Here is a 20,251-nt window from a genome sequence, read left to right on the forward strand (position 1 = left end):
TTTAGCCCTGTTTGATTATTTAGAGTGGATTAGCCCAACCTGTTGTGGCTGGTATTATACGTTTTGACATATAATCTGAAAGGCTACAAACCCGTAGTGCTTTGTAGTTGACGGTATAGGTTACAGTTCCCCATTGCTTAATGGGACAGATTTTATAAAATCTCGCAATTCTCCATTGACATTTTATCAATAAGCTGGATATACTCTTAGTATGACCAAAACTAATACTTACCATTATGATTCCTAAAATACCTGCTTACAACAACTTTAAGAAATTAGGAGAGGGGGGGATGGCGGTTGTATGGTACGCCGAGAATGCGCTGGGAAAACCATTCGCCATTAAACTTCTCAACCAGGAAATGGTGGGCAAGGAAAAAATTGTAGAACGTTTTCGGAACGAAGCGAAGTTGATGGTCGGCCTTAATCATCCTAATATCCGGCAGGTCATAAGCTACTACGAAGATGAGAGTACGATGGCCATCATTATGGAATACCTGGAAGGGCAGGACTTGGGCAAGTACCTGACAACCTATGGAGCTGTACCCGAAGCTATGGCTGTTCGCTGGTTTAATGATATTCTGGATGCAATGACTTATGTGCACCGCAAAGGGTACATTCACCGTGATATTAAACCCTCAAATTTGTTTCTGACAAGCGGAGGACAAATGAAGATCATGGATTTTGGCATTGCCAAGATCGTTGATTCGACTCAGGAACTAACCCAGATTTCGATTGGCTCTCCGCAATACATGAGCCCGGAGCAAGTACTTACGCCAAAATCCATCGACCTCCGTACCGATATTTATTCGCTGGGTGTCACCTTATATGCTTTGTTGACTGGTAAAAAGCCTTACAACGACTCCTATAGCTCATCCTATACTATCCAAACAGAAATCACTAAAAATCCGCTACCTTATATTCAGGGGGTATCCTCTGCACTCAACGCAGCGATCCAAAAAGCCACCAGTAAGGATTCGAACTACCGGTTTCAAAGCTGCGAAGAGTTTAAGGCCGCTTTGAATGAGCCTGATAGCCTGGACTCTGACCATATTGAGGTAGAAATCGATGAACGACCGCCAGTCATTCCGCCTTCGTTCGACCATCGCCCTCCGGTCAACCCTATACCTATACCTGTCTACGATAATCCGCCAGTCAGGCATTATCCCGAAAAGCCCAAATCCAACATAGGGCGAAACATTATCATTGCTGTCGTCATTATCATCGCTGTGTTTGGTGGGTTGGTTTTGATCGGCCTTCAGATTGAGAAAAGCGAAATAAATAAAGGGGTTGGCCTGTATGAAGAAAAAAACTATACGGAAGCCTTTAACCTGCTTTACAAAAACCGGGGGTCGAGTTCACTGACTCCGCAGGCCATGCACGATCTGGGTTATATGTATGACACTGGGAATGGTACGCAACAGGATTATACAGAAGCCCGGGAATGGTATGAAAAAGCAGCCGATAAAGGGATTCCTATGAGTATGAATAACCTTGGCGTTATGTATCGATATGGGTCGGGCGTCGATAAAGATTACAGCCGGGCCCGATCGCTTTTCGAACGGGCAGCCGCTGAGGGGGTACATCTGGCCAATTATAACCTGGGCGATCTGTATGAGAATGGATTAGGGGTTGAGGCTAACCTGTATAGGGCATTTAATTATTATTCAAAGGCTGCCAAAGAAGGGCATGCGGCTTCTCAGTATCGACTTGGTCTCATGTATGCATTGGGTAAAGGGGTGAGTACAAGCAACTCGGAGGCCGTTGCCTGGTTTCGAAAATCGGCCGAACAGGGATATGCCGAGGGGCAATATGGACTAGGCTACATGTATGGAGCAGGTTATGTTACCGGGGAGAATGATTATGATGCTGCGATAGCCTGGTTTGAAAAAGCTGCCGATCAAAACGAACCCAGAGCACTCTACTATCTGGGGCAATATTACGAATATGGTTACGGCAAAAGCAAAGACTGGTCTACCGCACTGTCCTATTATAAAAAATCGGCTCAGTTAGGTAATGAAAATGCCCAGAAAATACTGACTGGTTATGGATATAGCTGGCGGTAACGCTTGCCTGGCCGACGAATTCCCGTTTCTATCGTTTTTAATTTTACACCAATGCTTACACAGATAGGCCTTTATCAACTCAGGCATCAACTTGGCTCAGGCGGCATGGCTACGGTTTGGTACGCCGAAAATGCGCTGGGGAAAGAATTTGCGATCAAGATTCTTAAACCCGAGTTGATGCAGTATCCGCAGGCAGCCGAGCGATTTCGGAACGAAGCGAAAATTATGGTGAGCCTGCGCCATCCCAATATTCGTCAGGTGTACGATTATTATGAGGACGAGACGACGATGGCAATCATCATGGAGTATCTCCAGGGCAGCGATTTATTTGAGTACGGAACAACCCACCAGTCGGTTCCGGAAAGCCAGGTCGTAACCTGGTTCGAGTCGATTCTGGACGCTGTGGGCTATGTGCATCAAAAGAATTATTTCCACCGTGATATTAAGCCCTCTAATCTTTTCTTAACGGACGACGGGCAGGTGAAGGTAATGGATTTTGGTATTGCCAAACTGGTAGACTCAGACCTGAACCTGACGGTAACATCGACGGCTATAGGTTCTCCACAATATATGAGCCCTGAACAGATTATGACGCCCAAGCAAGTTGACTACCGAACGGATATTTACTCGCTGGGGGTAACATTATATGCTTTACTCTCAGGTCATAAGCCTTATGATGATTCGGCGGGTTCGGTGTTTACGATCCATAGAGAAATCATTCAGACCGCATTGCCCTGGCTCAGAGGGGTTTCGGACAAGGTGAATCATGTGATTCAAAAAGCAACCCAGAAGTCGCCAGTCGATCGCTTTCAGACCTGTCTGGAGTTTAAACGGATGCTGACAATGGTAGAGGAACCCACGCAGGTTTATAGAGCGCCTGCGGGTCAATCGGCCGAGTGGTATTCGTCGGAAAGTCGATCATTCGGGTCAACGGGTACGGCCGGGCCTAATCCCTCATCTGTTCCACCACCCGTATATGGTCAGGTACCGCCAATTCCCGTGTACGGAACTACGACCTCCCCACCGCATCCGCAGGCTCGCCCGATTATAATGCCTTCGGGTGGGCAGTCGATCAATACTCCTCCGAATCCAGTAATCATGGGGCAGGAACCTGCTGCTCAACGGCCTGGCAACTGGGTAGGCGGAGCCATTTTTGTTATCCTGTTTTGTTTCTGGCCGTTTGGTATTGCGTCTCTGGTTTTTGGAATCCGCGTAAATCCGGCTTTTGATCGGGGCGATTATGCAAGCGCACTGGCCAATGCATCCAAGGCTAAAAACTGCTTTTGGATCGGGCTGTTTCTGGCACCCATCAGTTGGTTTTATGGTTTTGGCCTGGTATCCAGACTGCTATACGATTTAATGTGATCTGTTGGGCGGCTGCAGTTGACCCTAAATCTACTGAACCCTAAACCGCCTTTGTTGAATTTCTTATTTCAACCTTTCTTAACCCATGACTTCCGATCCACTCAAACAGTCCGCACTGCGTGTAATTCGTATTGGTAAAAATCCAGACAATGATCTGGTGCTCGAAAAGCCAGGAGTTAGCCGTTATCATGCCAGACTTTCACTGTATACCGATTTTCTGGGGTTAATTGAAGACCTCGACTCTACCTATGGGACTCAGGTCGATAGCCATCGGGTTGTTCAAAAGCTGGTTACGCCCACTAGTAAAGTGATGCTGGGGCCAATTACGCCACTGGATATAAAGTCATTGTTTGACGAAGTAAAACCAAAACCTAACCCGGGTCCGACTCCACCGCCCATACCACACCAGTTTTTCAGTCAGGGGGGGACCTCCAAAGGGGTGTCGTATGCCGAGGAATTTAAACGTATTGAGTTCCATTACGACACGTACCTAAAGACCAAAAAAAACATTCAGGTTGATAAAACAAAGACATGGGCGCGTGTTGCGCTCATGTTTGTTCCCATGTATGGAATGCAGTTAGCCGCTCTGGCCGATGCGTATATGTTTAATCCGACAGAGAAACTGCATGTGCTGGATGAAGCATTTAAGCGCGATTACGTTTGCCCGAATCCCGACTGTCAGCATTTTTTAGGCTATACGCCTTATAAAGATTTACTTTTTCAGAAGCAGTGTCGTTTCTGCAAATGCAATTGGGTAGAAAATTGAAAATTTTTTTTGCAATAGGCACTGACATTCCGGTTTCATGCCGGATATATAAACAGACGACTCGCTAAACGTAGTCAAAACATATAAACAGCCAAAACTTTCTTTTACCATGCAATCTCAATCAGAATCTTTCGATCAGCCTACTCAGGGCGGCAAACCCGTCGGTAAAAAGTTAACCCCCAGACAAAAAGCCAGCATTTTTGCCGGCCTGGGCGGTGCCGCTACACTCGGTACCATCGGCACAGCCCTGGCCTGGGGAATGAGCCAGGATGGTTCTGTAAATGATAAACTTCCCGAATCTGCACCCGATTCTGATTCGTCGACTACGCCCGCCGAATCGAAAACCAATCCGGTAAGTGACGAAACCAAACCCGAAAAACCTGGTGACAAACCAGCCACCGAAGAACACCCTGTTGCAACAACTGATCCGGCCGACGAGAAGCCACATCAGGATAAACCAGCCGGGGAAAAACCTACAAATACGCACCCGGAGTCACTCACCAAAACCGAAGGTGGGGGCGCTTCTACCACTCAACCCAATTCGCACACCACAACGGAAGAGCACCCCTCCGATAACCACCCTGGTTCGCATGTATCAACCGAAACGGAGGAGCCGGTTGATACAACCATCCCTGAGCCTGCCCTGGCTACCCACGTCAATGATAACATGACGCAGGAAGATGCCTTTAAAGCGGCTCGGGAGGAAGTGGGAGCTGGCGGCTTTTTTGAATGGCATGGTGAACTATACAATACATTCTACAAAGAAGAATGGGAGGGTATGTCGCCCGAGAAACGTCAGGCGTATATTGACAAAATATACGGCGACGACGAACAGAGCACCAGCCGTGATTACGATGTACACAACGATTCGACTACGCAGGAACCCACTCCGTCGAGTAATGAAACAGACAACAAACCCGATATCAAAGTAGGGCAATACGAAGGCCATACGATCGGTCTGGGAGATACTGACCACGACGGAGATGCCGAAATTATTATTATCGACAACGGTACGGTTGGCGCTGTAGATACCGACAACGACGGGATAATGGATACACGGGTGGAATTGAATGCCGAAACCCATCAGGTAGAGTCCAGTAGCCCGTTAACATCGCCTTTCGCTGCCCCTTCAATGAATGCGCTGGACGACACGACATCGACGGATCAGGATCAGATACAGCAAACCAATAATGCCGACACCAGCGATGAGCCAGAGGTCGTGCTGGCTACTGTCGATGAGCACGAAGTGTTGTTAAGCGATGTGGACCAGGATGGGTATGTCGACGTTATGCTTGCCGACAATGGCGTCATGTTTGTCGATACAGACGGGGACCACCAGTTCGATTTGGGGGTACTGTATGATACAAATACGGGAGATGTGGAGCAGGTAGGCTACCTGAATCAGGGTGTTGACGTTCCCCATCTGGATCATCATACAGAAAATAATATGGCAGATACTCAGGATTACGACAATGACTCCGACATGAGTGAATGGGCCGCTTAAACATAGCGTACCCCTTTGACTACCCAGGCCTTTTTTCATCTTACTCGCTCATGAATGTTCAAGAACTGACCCTTGTCTGCATAAATGCCAATTGCCGACGTCGGCTCACCGTCCGCGTAAAGCTGCCGACGAAAGCTACAACCGTAAAATGTCCAAATTGTGGTCAGGTAAATCCGTTGCCTACATTTGCCACGCCCCCGCCCATACCCGGTAATCCTACACCGCCCCCAAACCCATCGTACGTTCGAAAGAGGCCCGATGGGACTTTTGAGGGGGGCTACCAGGCAAATCCGGGTCAACCTGCCGACGAAAGTACCTTACTAAAGCATCAGCAGGATGATGAAACGCTCCTTCGGGATGCAAACGGGCCGAAACCTCCTTTGCCAGAGATACTAGGGTGGTTGATTGTACATGACGAGAAAACGAAAACGCAGAATTTCAATCTTAAAAAAGGATTCAACTCAGTAGGGCGTTTATCCCAACAATCCCCTTCTGATCTGATGATTGAAACTAATGACCGATACATGAGCCGACCACACTGTACGGTTGAAGTGAAGATCAGTAAAATGGGGGTGGTAGAATATGTGCTTCAGGATGGGGCCATTCAGCCAGATGGGTCCTGGAAAAACAGCCGGAATGGTACCTTCCTGAATGGGCAAGAACCTGCCTTACACCCTTCGGAACGCATCTACCTGAAAGACGGCGATACCATCCAGCTCGGTGAGACCAAGGTTGTCCTTAAAACTTTCCAGATGTCTGAGTCGCTACAAAAAGCCTATCGGCAGGTTGAAGGGACCGATTACACCCGAACTATTCTATCCTTTACCTGACTCGTCGGCTATTCTTAGAACCCCTATTTTCATGGAACTGACTATTTATCAACCTTTAGGATACTCTCAGCAGGGAGGACGTGCGAATAACGAAGACAACATCTTCCCGGCAGCCGGAAAGGCTACGCCAGATCAGAAATGGTTCATGGTCTGTGATGGGGTGGGAGGTATGGCATGGGGCGAAATTGCGAGTGCCGTGGCCGTCGAAGGCTTCAATGATTATTTCCTGAATCACCCGGAAACCATGGCCACTCCTGATTACATTAGTCAGGCTTTGGCTGATGTACAAACTAAGTTTGACCATCAACTGGCTAGCCGACCAGAAGCTAAAGGGATGGCCACAACCTTCACCCTGCTTTATCTGCATCAGGCTGGGGTAACGGTAGCACACATCGGTGACAGCCGGGTTTATCACCTGCGCGACGGAAAAATTATCTGGCGTACACAAGATCATTCGCTTGTTAACGAATTGCTTAGAGCAGGAGTTATTTCGCCACAGGAGGCCCAAACGCACCCCAAACGTAATGTGATTGACCGGGCCATTCAGGGTAGTGAACGGCCTGTTTTGCCTGATGTACAGATTCTTAACGATGTACGGCCTGGCGACTATTTTTTCCTTTGTACGGATGGCGTACTTGAGCAGGTTACCGAAGGCTTTCTGGAATCCGTACTGAGCGAACCGATTTCCAATGAACAGAAGCAGCAGAAGCTAATTGCCCAGTCGACCGGGCAAACGAAAGATAACTTTTCTGCCTATCTGGTTCAGATTGAGACGGTTCAAGGTGAGATAGCCCCCGAATATCGTGTTCCTTCACCAGCTTCCTACATTCCTGATACTAATGATACCTCCGATGACGACGATGTAGCGGTCATTAGTATATCGGCAAGTCCAAGCCCTCGTACAGCGCCACCAGTCCGACCACCTATGCCGGTACTGCCAACGTCCAAACCCGCCGATTCATCTCCCCCCGCTTTTTCGGCCCCTACCCCCACAAATTCACAGCCTGCTCCTTCGGCTAAAATGTCGGTTGGGCAATCGCTGCTTTATGCCTTGGTCCTAACGGCCCTTCTGGTGGCTGCCTGGATATTGTTTGGCCCGGATAAGGATGCGTCGAAGCCCAGCAGTGCCAAATTTCCGGATAAGCATTCCAGAAAGAACAACGAAGGCATAAGCCCAGATAATTCGGGCGGTGGTAAAACACAAGAGGCTACTGATGGGGTAGACGATGCGCTCAGCAAGACCCAGGATCTGGCTGAAGCCATGGATAATGAGCGAAAATCTTCCTCTGATGAACCCATAAAATTAGTGGCCGACAAGCTCTTCAAGAAAAAGGTTGATGATGGCTGGGTGCTACTTGACGAAAATAAAAATGCGATTAATAACCATAATGTTTATCAGACGATAAAAAGCCCTGGCAAAGACACGGGGATCATGGCCGTACAGGCTACTGGCACCCATAAATGGGGGTACATCGACTCTGAAGGCACAGAAATCATTGATTGCCGCTTTGACCGGGCTGAGGATTTTAAAGGCGAAAAAGCCAGAGTTAGCGAAGGAGAGGATACCTATGAAATCGATAAAACGGGTAAACGGCTGAATTCGTCTCAGGCGGGGTCTTCACCAGCCAAATCATCTAAACAAACGGGACCAAAGCCATCTGATCCGAACTAATACTATGTGTAAGAAATCTGTTTGCCTGAGTCTTTTGGTTATAGGTGTTGCGTTTCGTGCTTTGGCGCAGCAAACCTACGTAGTTGTTGTAGGGGTCGCTGATTATCAGAACTTGAGCAATACCCAGGGAGATTTACGGTATGCCGACGATGATGCCCAGCTAGTGACGCAGTTTCTGAAAAGCCCGCAGGGTGGAAGTGTGCCCAGTGATCACATCATTACCTTAACCAATAGCCAGGCTACCCACGCCAATATCTTAGAAGCTCTTCGCATTTTTGAGCGGGCTCGCCCATCGGATCGGGTCATTTTTCACTTTTCGGGTCATGGCGATGGGGGTGTTTTTTATCCTTACGATGCCCCTAAAGAGCAATTGCTCCATCAGGAACTGAAAGCGGCCTTCCGGCGGTCTGCGGCCAAAACAAAAATTGTTTGGGCAGATGCCTGCCTGTCGGGTAGCCTCAAAAAGCGGAATCCTCAGCCACAGTCCAGTCAGTCCTATACGCATTTCAACGACCCCAAGCTGAGTATCGTGGTTATGACCTCCTCGCGCTATAATCAGAATTCCGCCGAAACCTCCCGGCTGCGACAAGGGGTTTTCACGTACTTTTTAATAAAAGGGGCTCAGGGAGAGGCCGACAGAGATCGAAACGGGATTGTAACCGTACAGGAGCACTATGAGTATGTTCGCAAACAGGTGTCTACGCTTACCCACAATCGGCAGATTCCTACCATTTACGGACATTTCTCGAATACAATGCCAATAATAAAATTGTAACTATACTTAGAAAACGTTTTATATGTTTTTAATGGCTTATCGGTCTGTCAGGTAAAATGTTGTTGAGTGTTACTGATGCATGGATTTAGAATTGATATTGTGCGAAATTGCTGTGTATATTGAACAGCTTTTCATTCCACAATCCATTAGTAAAACTACTCTATGCTCCTTCCTCACAATCCGTGTAGGCCTTACTCTACCGATGAGTTGCTGTACGATGGTCTGAAGCAGAATGACGACCGCGCTTACGCTTGTTTATACGCACAAACATTTCGTTCGTTTGCCCATTACGTTCAGAGTACACAAGGGACTCCCGAGCATGCGCAGGATGCTTTTCAACAGGGTATCGCCGAGTTTTACGTAGCCATTCAGTCTGGAAAGTACCAGGTGTCTCCGAAAGCTCGTCTGAAAAACGTTCTGTTTGAATTCTGCAAACGTAAGTGGATCAATGAATTACAAAGCGCAAGGCACCGGAAGACTCAGACTTTGGAGTCTTACATGGACCAGGAAGAGGAAAATATACTGGACGAGTTGATGACCTTAGCCAGTAATGTTGAAAAAGTAACGTTACTGTTAGATCAATTGGGGAAAGGGTGTCAGCAAGTGATCCGCCTGTTTTACATAGAAGAAAAATCACTGGCCGAGATTGCCGAAGCTTTAGAATATACCCCCAAAACAGCCCGGACAAAGCGTTACGAGTGCACCGAGCAGTTAAAAAAATTATTCTGGAAACATAACTAATTGAATTGCAGACGATACTGTCCGTCGTTAGAAAGCGTATTGACAAGCCATGACCGAATCCGAATTTGAGCGTATTGATGATTTCCTGGCCGGAAAGCTTACGACTACCGAACAGCAGCGTATGGTAGAGGCTATGGCGCAGGATGATCAATTAAGGCAGGCTGTTGAGCAACATCGGGCTGTCCGTGAAAGCTTGCAGGTGCTTGCCGCCAAAAAGCGCTTTGAAGCCATGCATCTCCAGTTAGATCGAATGGGGTTGCTGGCTGAGCCAGAAGATGAAGAGGAGCCTGAAGTGAGTCTGGAAGAAGATACTACGCCTGATCTGGAAGTTATTCGGTCCGAACCCCAGGAGCCTGTTATTCGACGAGACGTTCCCGTCGTTTCCATACGGCGGAATTATTTCTGGCAATATGCCGCAGCGTCTGTCTTTGTCGGCGTTCTCCTGGGAACCTTATTTATCGTTCAGTACCGGGGGAAAGAGGGCGACCAGTCGGAAGTTACGTTTCGACAGTATTTTCGGCCCGACAGTACCAATAATGCGCCACAACTTCCCTCCGAAGTGACTGAAAATGAGAAGGAATTGTCGAAAGCCATCGACGAATATAGACATAATCGGCTGAAACAGTCAGAAGAAAAATTTAAAACGATTAAACCTACTTCCAAAGGAACAGCCCAATACTATCAAGCCTATTATATTGGTCTTATTGCCCTGGAGCATAATCAAACAGCGAAGGCAATCGACCAATTAGAGACGGCCCGTCAGGCTCCGATCATCGAATTACAACAACGGTCAGAATGGTATTTAGGACTGGCCTATCTGAAAGCACATCGGTCAGATGATGCCAGGCAACTTTTTACTCAAATTGCCAATACGCCAGGCCACGCGTACCAGCAGAAGGCCAGCAATTTATTACAACAGCATTACTGATTTTTCAATGATTTATACATCCTGTTTCTATCCATACCATGAAAAAAAGTATTCTGATTTCTGCAATCGTACTGTTGCCCCTATTTGGCTTTGCCCAGATCCAGGGTGTATATGAAATCCGCTTCACATCGGGTACAACCCAGCATCGAGCTGCACTTATTATTTTTTCAGACGGAACGGGGAAAATACGTGTTCGCTATTTCAGTGAAGGGCGGACAAAAATGGTTGAACAATACGTTCGAACTGAAAATACGCGGTATGGTCTTCGATTAGCTTGTTACAATCCGGTTTACCCAGGTACATCAACTCGGTTTCCGAATTACATCACCGATAATTTTTACTTATCCCAGGATGAATATGGGAACGTATCGGTTGTAAATGTCGATGACAGCGGGGGCACTTCACGCGCCTGGGTACGAGTTTTTCAGTCTACTTATGATCGAAATCAATTTCTCTCAGATTTCAACTGGCGTATGTGATTTATCCGTATTTCTGAAGCTCCATCTATTAAAAGAACCACACAAATGAAAGGGTATTTAATTTCCCGGATTCTATTTGCATTCGGCATTTGTTTGCTGCTGCAGAACTGTTCAAGAAAATCAGAAGAAAGTTCTGAGTCACACCATTTTTCGGAGCCTTATAAATCATCCGAACCAGACCAGTCTACAACGTCCGAAAGGGATGGCTATACACCTGATTCAGAGCAGGAAACGCCCGAGCAGGATTATTCCGGCAATACTGAAACTGAAACCGGAACGGTTCAGATTTTTGATATTCGTTTTGTGGTGGAGGTTACCCAATACAAAGCGGCTTTATGGCTAAAAAATGGAGAAGGCTTAATGCGGGTTCGCTATTATAAAGAAGGGGTCGGTCCGGTAATGGTTCAGCAGAAAATGAGGGTGGAAAACACAGATCGGGGTATACGATTGACAGGGTATAGCCCGGTTAATCCCGAAACGGGAGAGCCTGCCAATTACATACCCGATAATTTTTACATATCCCGCAATGAAAATGGTGAATGGTCGGTAACGAATATTGACGATCAGGGAGTAACTGCCGACGCTTCCATTTCAGTCGTAGAAGGTATAGATGAGCAAAATCGCTTTTTGAGCAATTTTAACTGGGAGATTAATTAATCATGTAGGTCAGAAAAGTTCACTCTGGCCTGATTGGCTTTATAGCCTCATAAATCCTCAAACAGTAAATAAAACTACACCATGAATTTTCATTATTCTCACTATTCCAGTAAAATGCTTGCCTTCGGAAGATATGGTGTTGTTGTGGCATTAAATCAAAAAGAAGTAGCAAAAATAGCGTATACTAACTCGCGGGCTTCGCTTGAGTTAGAAGCAAAAAATATGAAGTTCGCGAATGAGGTAAATGATTTAGTCGTAAAGTTTGTCGATATAAGGCAGGATGAGGATGAAACCAATTTGCTGGTCATGGAAAGGCTCTATCCTTTGCAGCATTGGGGTATAGAGATGGAGGCAAGGCAGAAATTTACTGAAGAGTTTAAACAAAAATTAACCGAGCTTCATAGCGCAGGATTTGTGTTTAATGACTTTAATAGAACGGTTATAAAGCCCTCCCACGGTCAGACTATTGCGAATAATGTCATTCTTACTTCCGAGGGTATCCGTTTGGTCGATACGGGACTGTCGATGCTGAAAGATGATATAGGGAGCGCGTGCTTTAAAGAGGCCGTTTCGAATGAACTGGGTGAGATGGACTCCGTTTGTAAATACTTTCTACAGGGATTTTATCAGGAAGATTTAACCTAATACGGCTCGAAAGCGGCATTTGGAGTAGCCAACCCATGCTTTGGATTAGAGTACCGTATTTTTTTTCGTATTGGGCACTGACATCTTGCTCAATGGTCGGATATAGTTAATGAAACCGTCATTCTAAATTCGACTATCATGAAGTACTTACTGACTCTTACAATCATCGGCCTGCTCATCCTGCAAACTTCGCCCACAGATGCTAAATCGCAGCGTATCAACAAGTATCATCCTGTTACCGGACCGTTGTTTCAGTCTGGCCATGTTGGGGTTTTTGAACTCTCCTTTAAATCGAACGGAATGCGCCATCATGGTCTAATGTTGCTTCGAAATGGTGTGGGCGTGGTACGTATTCAATTTTACAGCGTTCAGCGCCAACGCCAGGAAACGGTAGAAGAGCTGATCGAATGCGAAACGACAACAACTGGGGCACTAATGCTGGCTTGTTATAAGCCGGTTTATGCCGGATCGAGTGTGCGGCATGCGACCTACGCACCTGATAATTTCATTCTGTGGAAGGAAAATGGCAGATACCGATTAACAAACGTAGATGATAGCAATCAGGTAGCTGAAATGTACTTCCGGTCTGTGGAGAGCGAAAGTGAACAAAGACAATTGCTCCGGCAATTTGGCTGGTAGCCCGATTGGCTGACACATTCAATGTGTCAGCCAATCGGCACAATTTTCTTAGGTATACCTCTTTAATTTTTTTACAATATAACACGCTGATCAACCTTATGAACAATTTATTTTACTCCGTAAATGGCCAGCCTGGTGTAGGCCCAGTCACATTGCAGCAGTATCTCCAATTGAATCTTCCGCCTGATACCCTGGTGTGGTTCGAAGGGCAGGCGGACTGGAAAAAGGCAAGCGACATCCCGGAACTGGCTCCTCAACAACCACCAGCCCCACCTATTTTCCTGAGTACCCCACCTCCGGCAAACCCAACAGCTTATGGCACCCAGCCGCACCTTCCTGGGTATCCACCGGCCTCACCTTCGACCAACCGGAAGACTATACTCTATATTGTTGGCGGGGTTGTCGCCTTGTTTGTCTTGTTCAAACTGTTTGGCTCAAGTAAAGATAAAAGCCGGGAGCCGTATGTGCAGACGTATGCCAGCCATTTTGCTGCAAAGCTAATGCAGGCTACCTATCCGGTAACGGGCAAGAACCCAACCTATGATGTTGTGGATTGGGAATACAGTGGCGGGGTTTATGAAATAGAAGTGAAGACCAACTGGCAGGGAAGCTGCACCATTTTCGATAGCCCCTGCGATGTAGGGTATACGGTGTTGCTGCACGTTACGGAGAATGGCAAATTTCAGGACTATGAGATTACGCAACGGAATACTTGTGCTACGCAGCATCAGATTTGTGACGTGGCGCTTGGAGCGGTTCTGAATGCCCTCGAGAATACAGACTTAAACTAGCTCTTTCTTAATTTGCAAAGTGCCTTATCGGTCTGTATATTACCCATCTATTCTCATTACTTTGCCGATAACAAACCTTTCCTCCAATTTTAAACTGATGCGACGCTTTGGTTTTTTGCTGGCGGTGATTCCGCTCTTAGCCTTATTACAATCCTGTTCAAGTTTATCAACGATGGTATCTGGTGTGGGAACCCAAACGGTACTTAACCCAGACGGTTCGGCTACAGTCCGAATTGCTGTGGAGATGGAAGGGTATAGTTCCTCCGTTGCCAGCTATGTCTCGAACGCTATGACTGAGCAGGGCTTCACGATAATCGATAGTGATAACGACAATATACTGCTTAGCGAAAAAACGTTGTCGCCGGGCGATCGGCTTTTCAGGAAAGATGAGATTCCCTTTATTGAACGAACCAATCTCTTTTTCTACGAAAACATTCGAATCAATTATCTTCTGGATTTGGAACGGTTGGCTGGTCGAGACATCAGTACCTATTTTAAGATAAAGGGCTATTGCAAAATTGTGCCACCCGAAGGATTCTTCATCACGGGTCTAAATGGAGAGAAAGTAAAGGATACAGAGGAGGGTAAAAAAGGTAACGACCGAACCATCTGTGCCTGGGATTTCAACCTGACGAATGATTATGCCCAGCCCATTCAGGTGACATTTCAGTACGTCAATAAGTGGGCTATTAGCATTGTTTTTTTACTGGGGGCTTTTTGGTTTTTTCGTAGCCGAAACCAAACTCGCCGAACAGGGATGCCTAATCCTTCTTACCCGGCCCAACAGCCCGTTTACTCCCAGTCGATGCCACCAGGCCAGTCTACCTATGCGGGGCCGACTCCTCCGCCCATAAATCAGGCCTGGCAGCCACAGCCACCTTATATGGCTCCTTCGCCCACCTATACGGACGAAACGCAGGTTCGTCCGGTTCATAGAGATCAATCGGAAGATACACTCGTTGGGCCTACTGAGTCGGAGACAACGCAGCTTTTCCCACCTGCACTCCCAACCAAACCGCAGTTTCCCCATCAGGATGATGAACCTACCTTAGTCGGTCCTAAGTAACTGGATTATGCAGCCTCCGACAAATAATTTTCAGTCTCCCTACGTATTTTACTGTCTGGCAGGGCCTGATAGTGGCAAATCCATCGCATTACCGATCAGTAAGCAGTTGTCGCTGGGACGTTCGCCCCAGAATGATGTTGTCTTGTCTGATCCGTATGTGGTAGATTTTCAGTTGGTTATTGGGCTGGTTGGGAATCAGCTTAGCTTCAGTACGTATGAAGGGAATTATGTGTATATGGGTTCGCAGTTGACGCCAAGTGGGTTACTGTATACCGAGGGCAACAGTGATTTGCAGATCGGACAGTCCTTATGGCGTTTTAGCCGACAGGCCGTGCCCGTTCAGCCGCTATCTCAGTTGGGCCGAATGAAAGAGTGGCTGGGCCTTCAGCATTTAGAGAGCGATTTCAAACTGAGTAGCATTTTTTCGGCTGTATGGGAAAAACGGAGTGATGAAGATATCGAGACGGCTTTTACGGTCGGGTCGATACAGACAACCCCTCCCGTTCAAACGCTGTCGTCTACCTGGCCGAAACCCTGGTTATTTGCCCGAATAGGTCTATTTGCCCTTATTGTGTTTATAGGGCTTTACATTTGCGTGTCTTCGTTCAATAACCCGATTCTTATTCCTGGACTTCTGGTCACAGGTTCGCTGGCCGTTCCGATGACGTGTCTGTTGTTTTTCTGGGAAATGAATGTTCCTCAGAATATTTCAATCTATCAGACTCTTAAACTGGTGCTGTCGGGTGGGATTGCGTCCTTACTGATTTCTCTTTTACTGTTCAGTAACACAGGTTTTCTGACTACCACGATAGGGCCACCGAGTGCAGGTATTATTGAAGAGTCGGGCAAACTGCTGGCCGTACTTCTGTTGATGCGGAATAAAATACGGTATTCATGGACCCTAAACGGACTGCTGCTGGGGGCGGCAGTGGGTACGGGCTTTGCCGCTTTTGAATCGGCTGGATATGCCTTCATCCAATTGTTTGAGCAGGGGGGAAGCCCAATTCAAAACATTGTGTTGCGGGGCATTATGGCTCCTTTTGCTCATACCATCTGGACGGCTATTGCTGTGGCTGCGGTTTGGCGGTTGAAAGGGTCTCAACCTTTTGACTGGAGCTTGCTAACCAATAAGGCATTTTTACGGCTGTTTGCTGTGCCTGTTGTTCTGCATATGCTATGGAATATGAATATTCAGCTTCCCTTGGTTCCGTATATACTGGACTTCTTCCCTACCAAATTTATTCTGCTGGGGCTAATGGGCTGGACGGTGATTTTTAGCTTAATTCAGGAAGGCCTTAAACAAGTTCAGGATGCTCAGAAGCGGTCGCTACAATAGGCCCGTGACGGCTTACATATAGGCAAATTTTCGTAAAACAGGAATCACCACTTCTTTGGCCAGACTGACCGCTTCTTTTGAGTTTGTACCGGCTTCGACCCGAATACAGACAACCGTAAAGGAGCGGTCGGTCGGATGCCGCGCGAAGAATACATAGATACCGTCGTTCCGAAGGCCTTTGCCACTAATGATGCGGTTGGGAGTCCCGGTTTTACCGTACAAAACGAGTCCGGTTTCCTGGCTTAACTCTTTTGTGTTGGTTTGTAAGGCCATGTAACCTTGAACGGTGGCAGCGTAGGCGGGTTCGGTAAGTTTAAGCGTTGGATTTTGTGCTGAATCCTTCCCACTCACTGAGAGCAGAAAACGGGAGGGGGCCAGCCTACCGCCATTAGCGATGGTGGCTCCCAGGCGGGTCAGGCCCAGTGGGGTAGCGTCAAGAACACCCTGTCCCCAGGCTACCTTCGACAGTTCGCCACTAAACCGTATTTTACCAGGTCCATTGCCAGAAAAATTACGGCGTCCTTTCTCCAGGATCTGGTTCATTGCCTGAATCGTTTCTTGCTCTACAGGGGGCGATACAGGATCGGTTGTGAGCAGGTTCGCGCCAATAATCTTTAATCGTTTGTCGACTGTGGTGCCCAGCCGAAATCCTAAAGGATAGTATAGGTTTACTAATTCCTGTTTAAGGTTTTTGTCATTTGCCAGTTTGATAAAATAAACGTTACTGGATTTCACGATAGCGTCTTGCAGGGTTACGTGTGGGCCAACGGGCTCGCTTGGGTTGCCTCGCTTATCCCGGCGAATGGCCTCGTCCTGTTTCACGGCGTAAGTTACTGTATCTGCCGCAGGGCCGAGTTTATTGAATCCAGCGAGCGCGGTAAGGATTTTAACACTGGAGCCAGGTGCTGTCGCGTAAAACATACCTAGATCCTGATCGGTTGGGCTAAGGTCATCCGGTTGTTCGCTGCTGTAAGCACTCGTTTCGTCGAGTGAGGATTCTGCTAATGGCCACACGGCAGATGCCAGCACGTCGCCCGATGTGGACCTGGTTACAACTACCGATATGCGTTTGTTTTTTGACTCTGATTCCGCTAAGCCTTTCTGAAGGGCCATTTGCAGGGCGGCATCCAGAGTTAACCTGAAATCCCGATTTTGAGCCGCAAATTGGTCCACTTCATCACTGCCAATCCCTTTTATCAGAAGAGGAGCCAGGGTATGATAATCAAACAGCCGTACATCTGTCTGTTTGGAATAAGATGGCAAAAAACGGTCGGGTCGGTAACGGGTGGCCATAACCTGCTGGTGGGAGGTAGCGTCCTCGGGTGTGGTGTTATAACCGCGAAGTTGCGTTAAATGCCGTAACTCGGCAAAGTAACCGTTGGTCTTATCCCATTGGTGGCGATTTTGGTCTCCTGTCCAGAAAAACGTATGCGCACCGAATGGATAGTAACGCCGTTGATGTCGATACGAAAGGGCTGTCAATTGATAGGGCGACAGATATTTTTCCAGTTCGGAGCGCTGTTGGGTTAATTGCTCTACACGGGAAGTCGCCAGGATCAAACCATTCCGGTCGTATATTGTACCCGCTGGAATTTTCTGGGCCAACAACGCTATTCGGGGATTATAACTAACCACTCGCTCCCCTTGTCGATTGGCCACCAGCGCTGGGCGAACAACATAGTCTTTAGCCCGAATCAGTTGAATCCAGGCCAGAGTGCCTAATACGACTAGAAAAAAAATACCAAATGCATTGCCTAATAGCCGCAGATAGGGCAGATATAACGGAGTAGCTGCCGGTTGCCGTGCTTTATTGGGCGAAGCCGACATGTGAATAAGTAGGCTGAGGGACAGCAGGTGCAAAAGCATGGAAATATTACCGTAACTCATAAACGGTAGGGCTACACCCGTTAACGGTAATAATCCAGCCGCTCCACCAATAATCAGAACGGCTTGTAAACCTATTGCCAAAAAGATTCCAACCCCGAGCAAAAACTGGAACGGACTAATCGATCGGATAGAAATCAGGAGAATGCGCTGCAGCAGCATGAAATAGATCAGGCAGAAAGCAAACAGGCCCAGCCAGCCGACTTCTTCGCCAAAACTGGCTAATATCATGTCGGTGTGGGCGGCTGGCAGCGTTTGAGCCTCTCCCTGTCCAAATCCCTGCCCTGTAAAGCCTCCCGAAGCAAACGTCCAGATACTGTGAGCTGTGTGATCGCCCCCCCGTACTTCGTTGTCCCACCGATTCAGCCACATGGCCGTACGCTCCACCAGCCTATCGCCAATGCCTGGCAGGAGCTGACCAATAAAGTAAAACCCAACTACCAAGGCTACGTAAGCGGTGAGAACCTGGGTATTTCGACGAATCAGATAAATAAACACGATCACCACCGTACAAGCTATCATAGCGGGTCCGGTGTCGCCCATCTTCATGAAAAGTGCCAGAATCAACAGGGTCAGCAGGAGAGGCTTCCAGACATAGGGTAATTGATCACGAAAACTGAATTTACGGTTGCCCACCACACGGAGGTCTTCGGCTGTGTAGGCCAGATAGAGTACGAGCAAAAATTTAATTAACTCGCTGGGCTGAAATTTGATTGGCCCTAGTGATAGATTGACCTGAACCCCGCTTCCCTCAGGACCACTGCCGATAAAGGCAGTCGCCAGGGCCAGAAGAAGGGCGAAGGCCCCTACGCTATTCGAAATCCATTGGCGTTTGGTTCGCTGATTGGTATACAAAAAGCCAGCTATGTCTACCAGCGACAAGCCACCCATTAGCAATACCCCCAGGGTTATGCCGAGCGGAACCGGATGCCCCCATACCATATATCGGCTGTAAAACGTATCGAGTACGGGTTGCTGCAAGCTGGAGACCGTCAGAAACGAGAAGCCGAACAACAGCAGTAGGATTGGTAAAAGCAGCGCGTCGCCGGCAAAACGTTGCCAGACCCACAAAAAATGAACTACCCAAAAGCTCCCTAACAAGCTAAGACAAAGCCAGAGATACGTCTGTGAGTACACTTTGGGGGTACGAACGGTCAAGGCCACATCATTCCTTAGGCGATTGTAAAAGCTGGGACTTAGCAAACGAATCTGGTGTTCGTGGCCTTCAAAACGGTATTTTTCGTGCCCAAACAAAGTCTTTAGCCGGTCGATCAGGCCAGGCCGATACAGTTTTTCGACCCCCTTTCGCGTTCCAAACTCATAGTAGAGATGAATAGGTAGCACACTGTAGGCGGCTCCTTCAGTGAGGCCACGAAAGGCAAAGCGACCGTCTGCATCTGTCCGGGCATATCGCTCGTAGAAAAGCAGACTATCGGCCTGACCCGCCTGACGTAATACAACCTGATAGCCACCTGCCTTATCTAGCGATGTGCGGATAAGTCCGGTCTGCTCTTCATCGAGGCTTACATCAGGTAGGTGTCGATGCAAACGTACCAGTACGCCCGCCATGGGGCGCTTGTTGGCATCAATCACTTGGCCGTTCATGGATAATCCGCCTTCGCCAACCTGAGCTGGTAACGAAACGGGATGCTTCTGCTCCTGATCCAGTAGAGTCGAATCCAGGCCAAGTTGCCGACGAGATTGCGAAACCTGCGCTTTGAAATAAGGCCCTCCCAGTGAGTCGGCCAGCCGAGCCGCCATTTTAAAGGCACTCTTATTAAGCATTCCCAGGTTTTCTAAACGGCCCACCTGCGCCAGAGAATCGCAGAGGGCGCTGGCCAGCAGATGCCGATCGCGCTGGTCTTCCAGGTAAAGGTTTTGCTTAAGAAACGATTCTACTTGCGGTACACTTAGCCCAGCTTCCAGATTTAGCGCCTGGCCGGTCCGATAAGCCAGGTCGACCCGTTCTACATCGGCGATCAGTACATGGTGCATTCGCCAAAAGCAGAAGCCTAATACGATTGTGATGATCAGTAACCATCGGAATTCCTGGGAGCGTTTTGTCGCAAACGAATGGGTTGGTAGTGGAGCCATACGGCTTAAAGACAGG

17 protein-coding genes are annotated in these 20,251 nt (G+C 47.8%); 16 read left to right on the forward strand and 1 reads right to left on the reverse strand.

The window, feature by feature from the left end; genetic code table 11:
* Positions 1–236 precede the first annotated feature (236 nt).
* The 16 genes from B153_RS36615 to B153_RS35090 all read left to right on the forward strand — a co-directional run bounded on the left by B153_RS36615 (position 237) and on the right by B153_RS35090 (position 16,257).
* Positions 237–2,063, forward strand: a complete 1,827-nt coding sequence (locus B153_RS36615; RefSeq protein WP_020597235.1) for a serine/threonine-protein kinase — start codon at positions 237–239, stop codon at positions 2,061–2,063.
* A gap of 51 nt (positions 2,064–2,114) precedes the next feature.
* Entirely contained in the window at positions 2,115–3,428 is a 1,314-nt protein-coding gene (locus tag B153_RS36620; protein WP_083928198.1) for a protein kinase domain-containing protein, read from the forward strand.
* A gap of 85 nt (positions 3,429–3,513) precedes the next feature.
* Positions 3,514–4,194: an FHA domain-containing protein gene (locus B153_RS0113415; RefSeq protein WP_020597237.1), complete on the forward strand. Its 681-nt coding sequence runs from the start codon at positions 3,514–3,516 to the stop codon at positions 4,192–4,194.
* A 109-nt stretch (positions 4,195–4,303) separates the two neighbouring features.
* Positions 4,304–5,698: a hypothetical protein gene (locus tag B153_RS0113420; protein WP_020597238.1), complete on the forward strand. Its 1,395-nt coding sequence runs from the start codon at positions 4,304–4,306 to the stop codon at positions 5,696–5,698.
* A gap of 50 nt (positions 5,699–5,748) precedes the next feature.
* Positions 5,749–6,528, forward strand: coding sequence for an FHA domain-containing protein (locus B153_RS38560; RefSeq protein ID WP_026262129.1), 780 nt, complete (start codon positions 5,749–5,751; stop codon positions 6,526–6,528).
* A gap of 31 nt (positions 6,529–6,559) precedes the next feature.
* Positions 6,560–8,200 (forward strand): protein phosphatase 2C domain-containing protein, encoded by a 1,641-nt coding sequence (locus B153_RS36625; protein ID WP_020597240.1) that lies wholly within the window; start codon positions 6,560–6,562, stop codon positions 8,198–8,200.
* Between the two features lie 4 nt (positions 8,201–8,204).
* Positions 8,205–8,975, forward strand: a complete 771-nt coding sequence (locus B153_RS0113435) for a caspase family protein (protein ID WP_020597241.1) — start codon at positions 8,205–8,207, stop codon at positions 8,973–8,975.
* A 162-nt stretch (positions 8,976–9,137) separates the two neighbouring features.
* Positions 9,138–9,716, forward strand: a complete 579-nt coding sequence (locus tag B153_RS0113440; RefSeq protein WP_026262131.1) for an RNA polymerase sigma factor — start codon at positions 9,138–9,140, stop codon at positions 9,714–9,716.
* Positions 9,717–9,765: 49 nt separating this feature from the next.
* Positions 9,766–10,644 (forward strand): tetratricopeptide repeat protein, encoded by an 879-nt coding sequence (locus B153_RS0113445; RefSeq protein WP_020597243.1) that lies wholly within the window; start codon positions 9,766–9,768, stop codon positions 10,642–10,644.
* A gap of 38 nt (positions 10,645–10,682) precedes the next feature.
* The gene (locus B153_RS0113450; RefSeq protein WP_020597244.1) at positions 10,683–11,123 is read left to right on the forward strand and encodes a hypothetical protein; all 441 of its coding nucleotides are present in this window, start codon (positions 10,683–10,685) and stop codon (positions 11,121–11,123) included.
* A 45-nt stretch (positions 11,124–11,168) separates the two neighbouring features.
* Complete coding sequence (locus tag B153_RS0113455; protein WP_020597245.1) at positions 11,169–11,780, forward strand: hypothetical protein; 612 nt, start codon at positions 11,169–11,171, stop codon at positions 11,778–11,780.
* An 81-nt stretch (positions 11,781–11,861) separates the two neighbouring features.
* Positions 11,862–12,425: a BUD32 family EKC/KEOPS complex subunit gene (locus B153_RS35085; RefSeq protein WP_020597246.1), complete on the forward strand. Its 564-nt coding sequence runs from the start codon at positions 11,862–11,864 to the stop codon at positions 12,423–12,425.
* 138 nt (positions 12,426–12,563) lie between these two features.
* Positions 12,564–13,064 (forward strand): hypothetical protein, encoded by a 501-nt coding sequence (locus B153_RS0113465; protein WP_020597247.1) that lies wholly within the window; start codon positions 12,564–12,566, stop codon positions 13,062–13,064.
* Positions 13,065–13,162: 98 nt separating this feature from the next.
* Entirely contained in the window at positions 13,163–13,855 is a 693-nt protein-coding gene (locus B153_RS0113470) for a DUF4339 domain-containing protein (RefSeq protein WP_020597248.1), read from the forward strand.
* 172 nt (positions 13,856–14,027) lie between these two features.
* Positions 14,028–14,921, forward strand: coding sequence for a hypothetical protein (locus B153_RS0113475; RefSeq protein ID WP_211221674.1), 894 nt, complete (start codon positions 14,028–14,030; stop codon positions 14,919–14,921).
* 7 nt (positions 14,922–14,928) lie between these two features.
* On the forward strand, positions 14,929–16,257 hold the full coding sequence (locus B153_RS35090) for a PrsW family glutamic-type intramembrane protease (RefSeq protein ID WP_020597250.1): 1,329 nt from the start codon (positions 14,929–14,931) through the stop codon (positions 16,255–16,257).
* A 12-nt stretch (positions 16,258–16,269) separates the two neighbouring features.
* Here B153_RS35090 and B153_RS0113485 read toward each other — a convergent pair whose 3' ends face one another.
* Positions 16,270–20,235, reverse strand: a complete 3,966-nt coding sequence (locus tag B153_RS0113485) for an FtsW/RodA/SpoVE family cell cycle protein (RefSeq protein WP_020597251.1) — start codon at positions 20,233–20,235, stop codon at positions 16,270–16,272.
* Between the last annotated feature and the right edge of the window lie 16 nt (positions 20,236–20,251).

This window comes from Spirosoma panaciterrae DSM 21099 (assembly GCF_000374025.1).
GTDB classification, from domain to species: Bacteria; Bacteroidota; Bacteroidia; order Cytophagales; family Spirosomataceae; genus Spirosoma; species Spirosoma panaciterrae.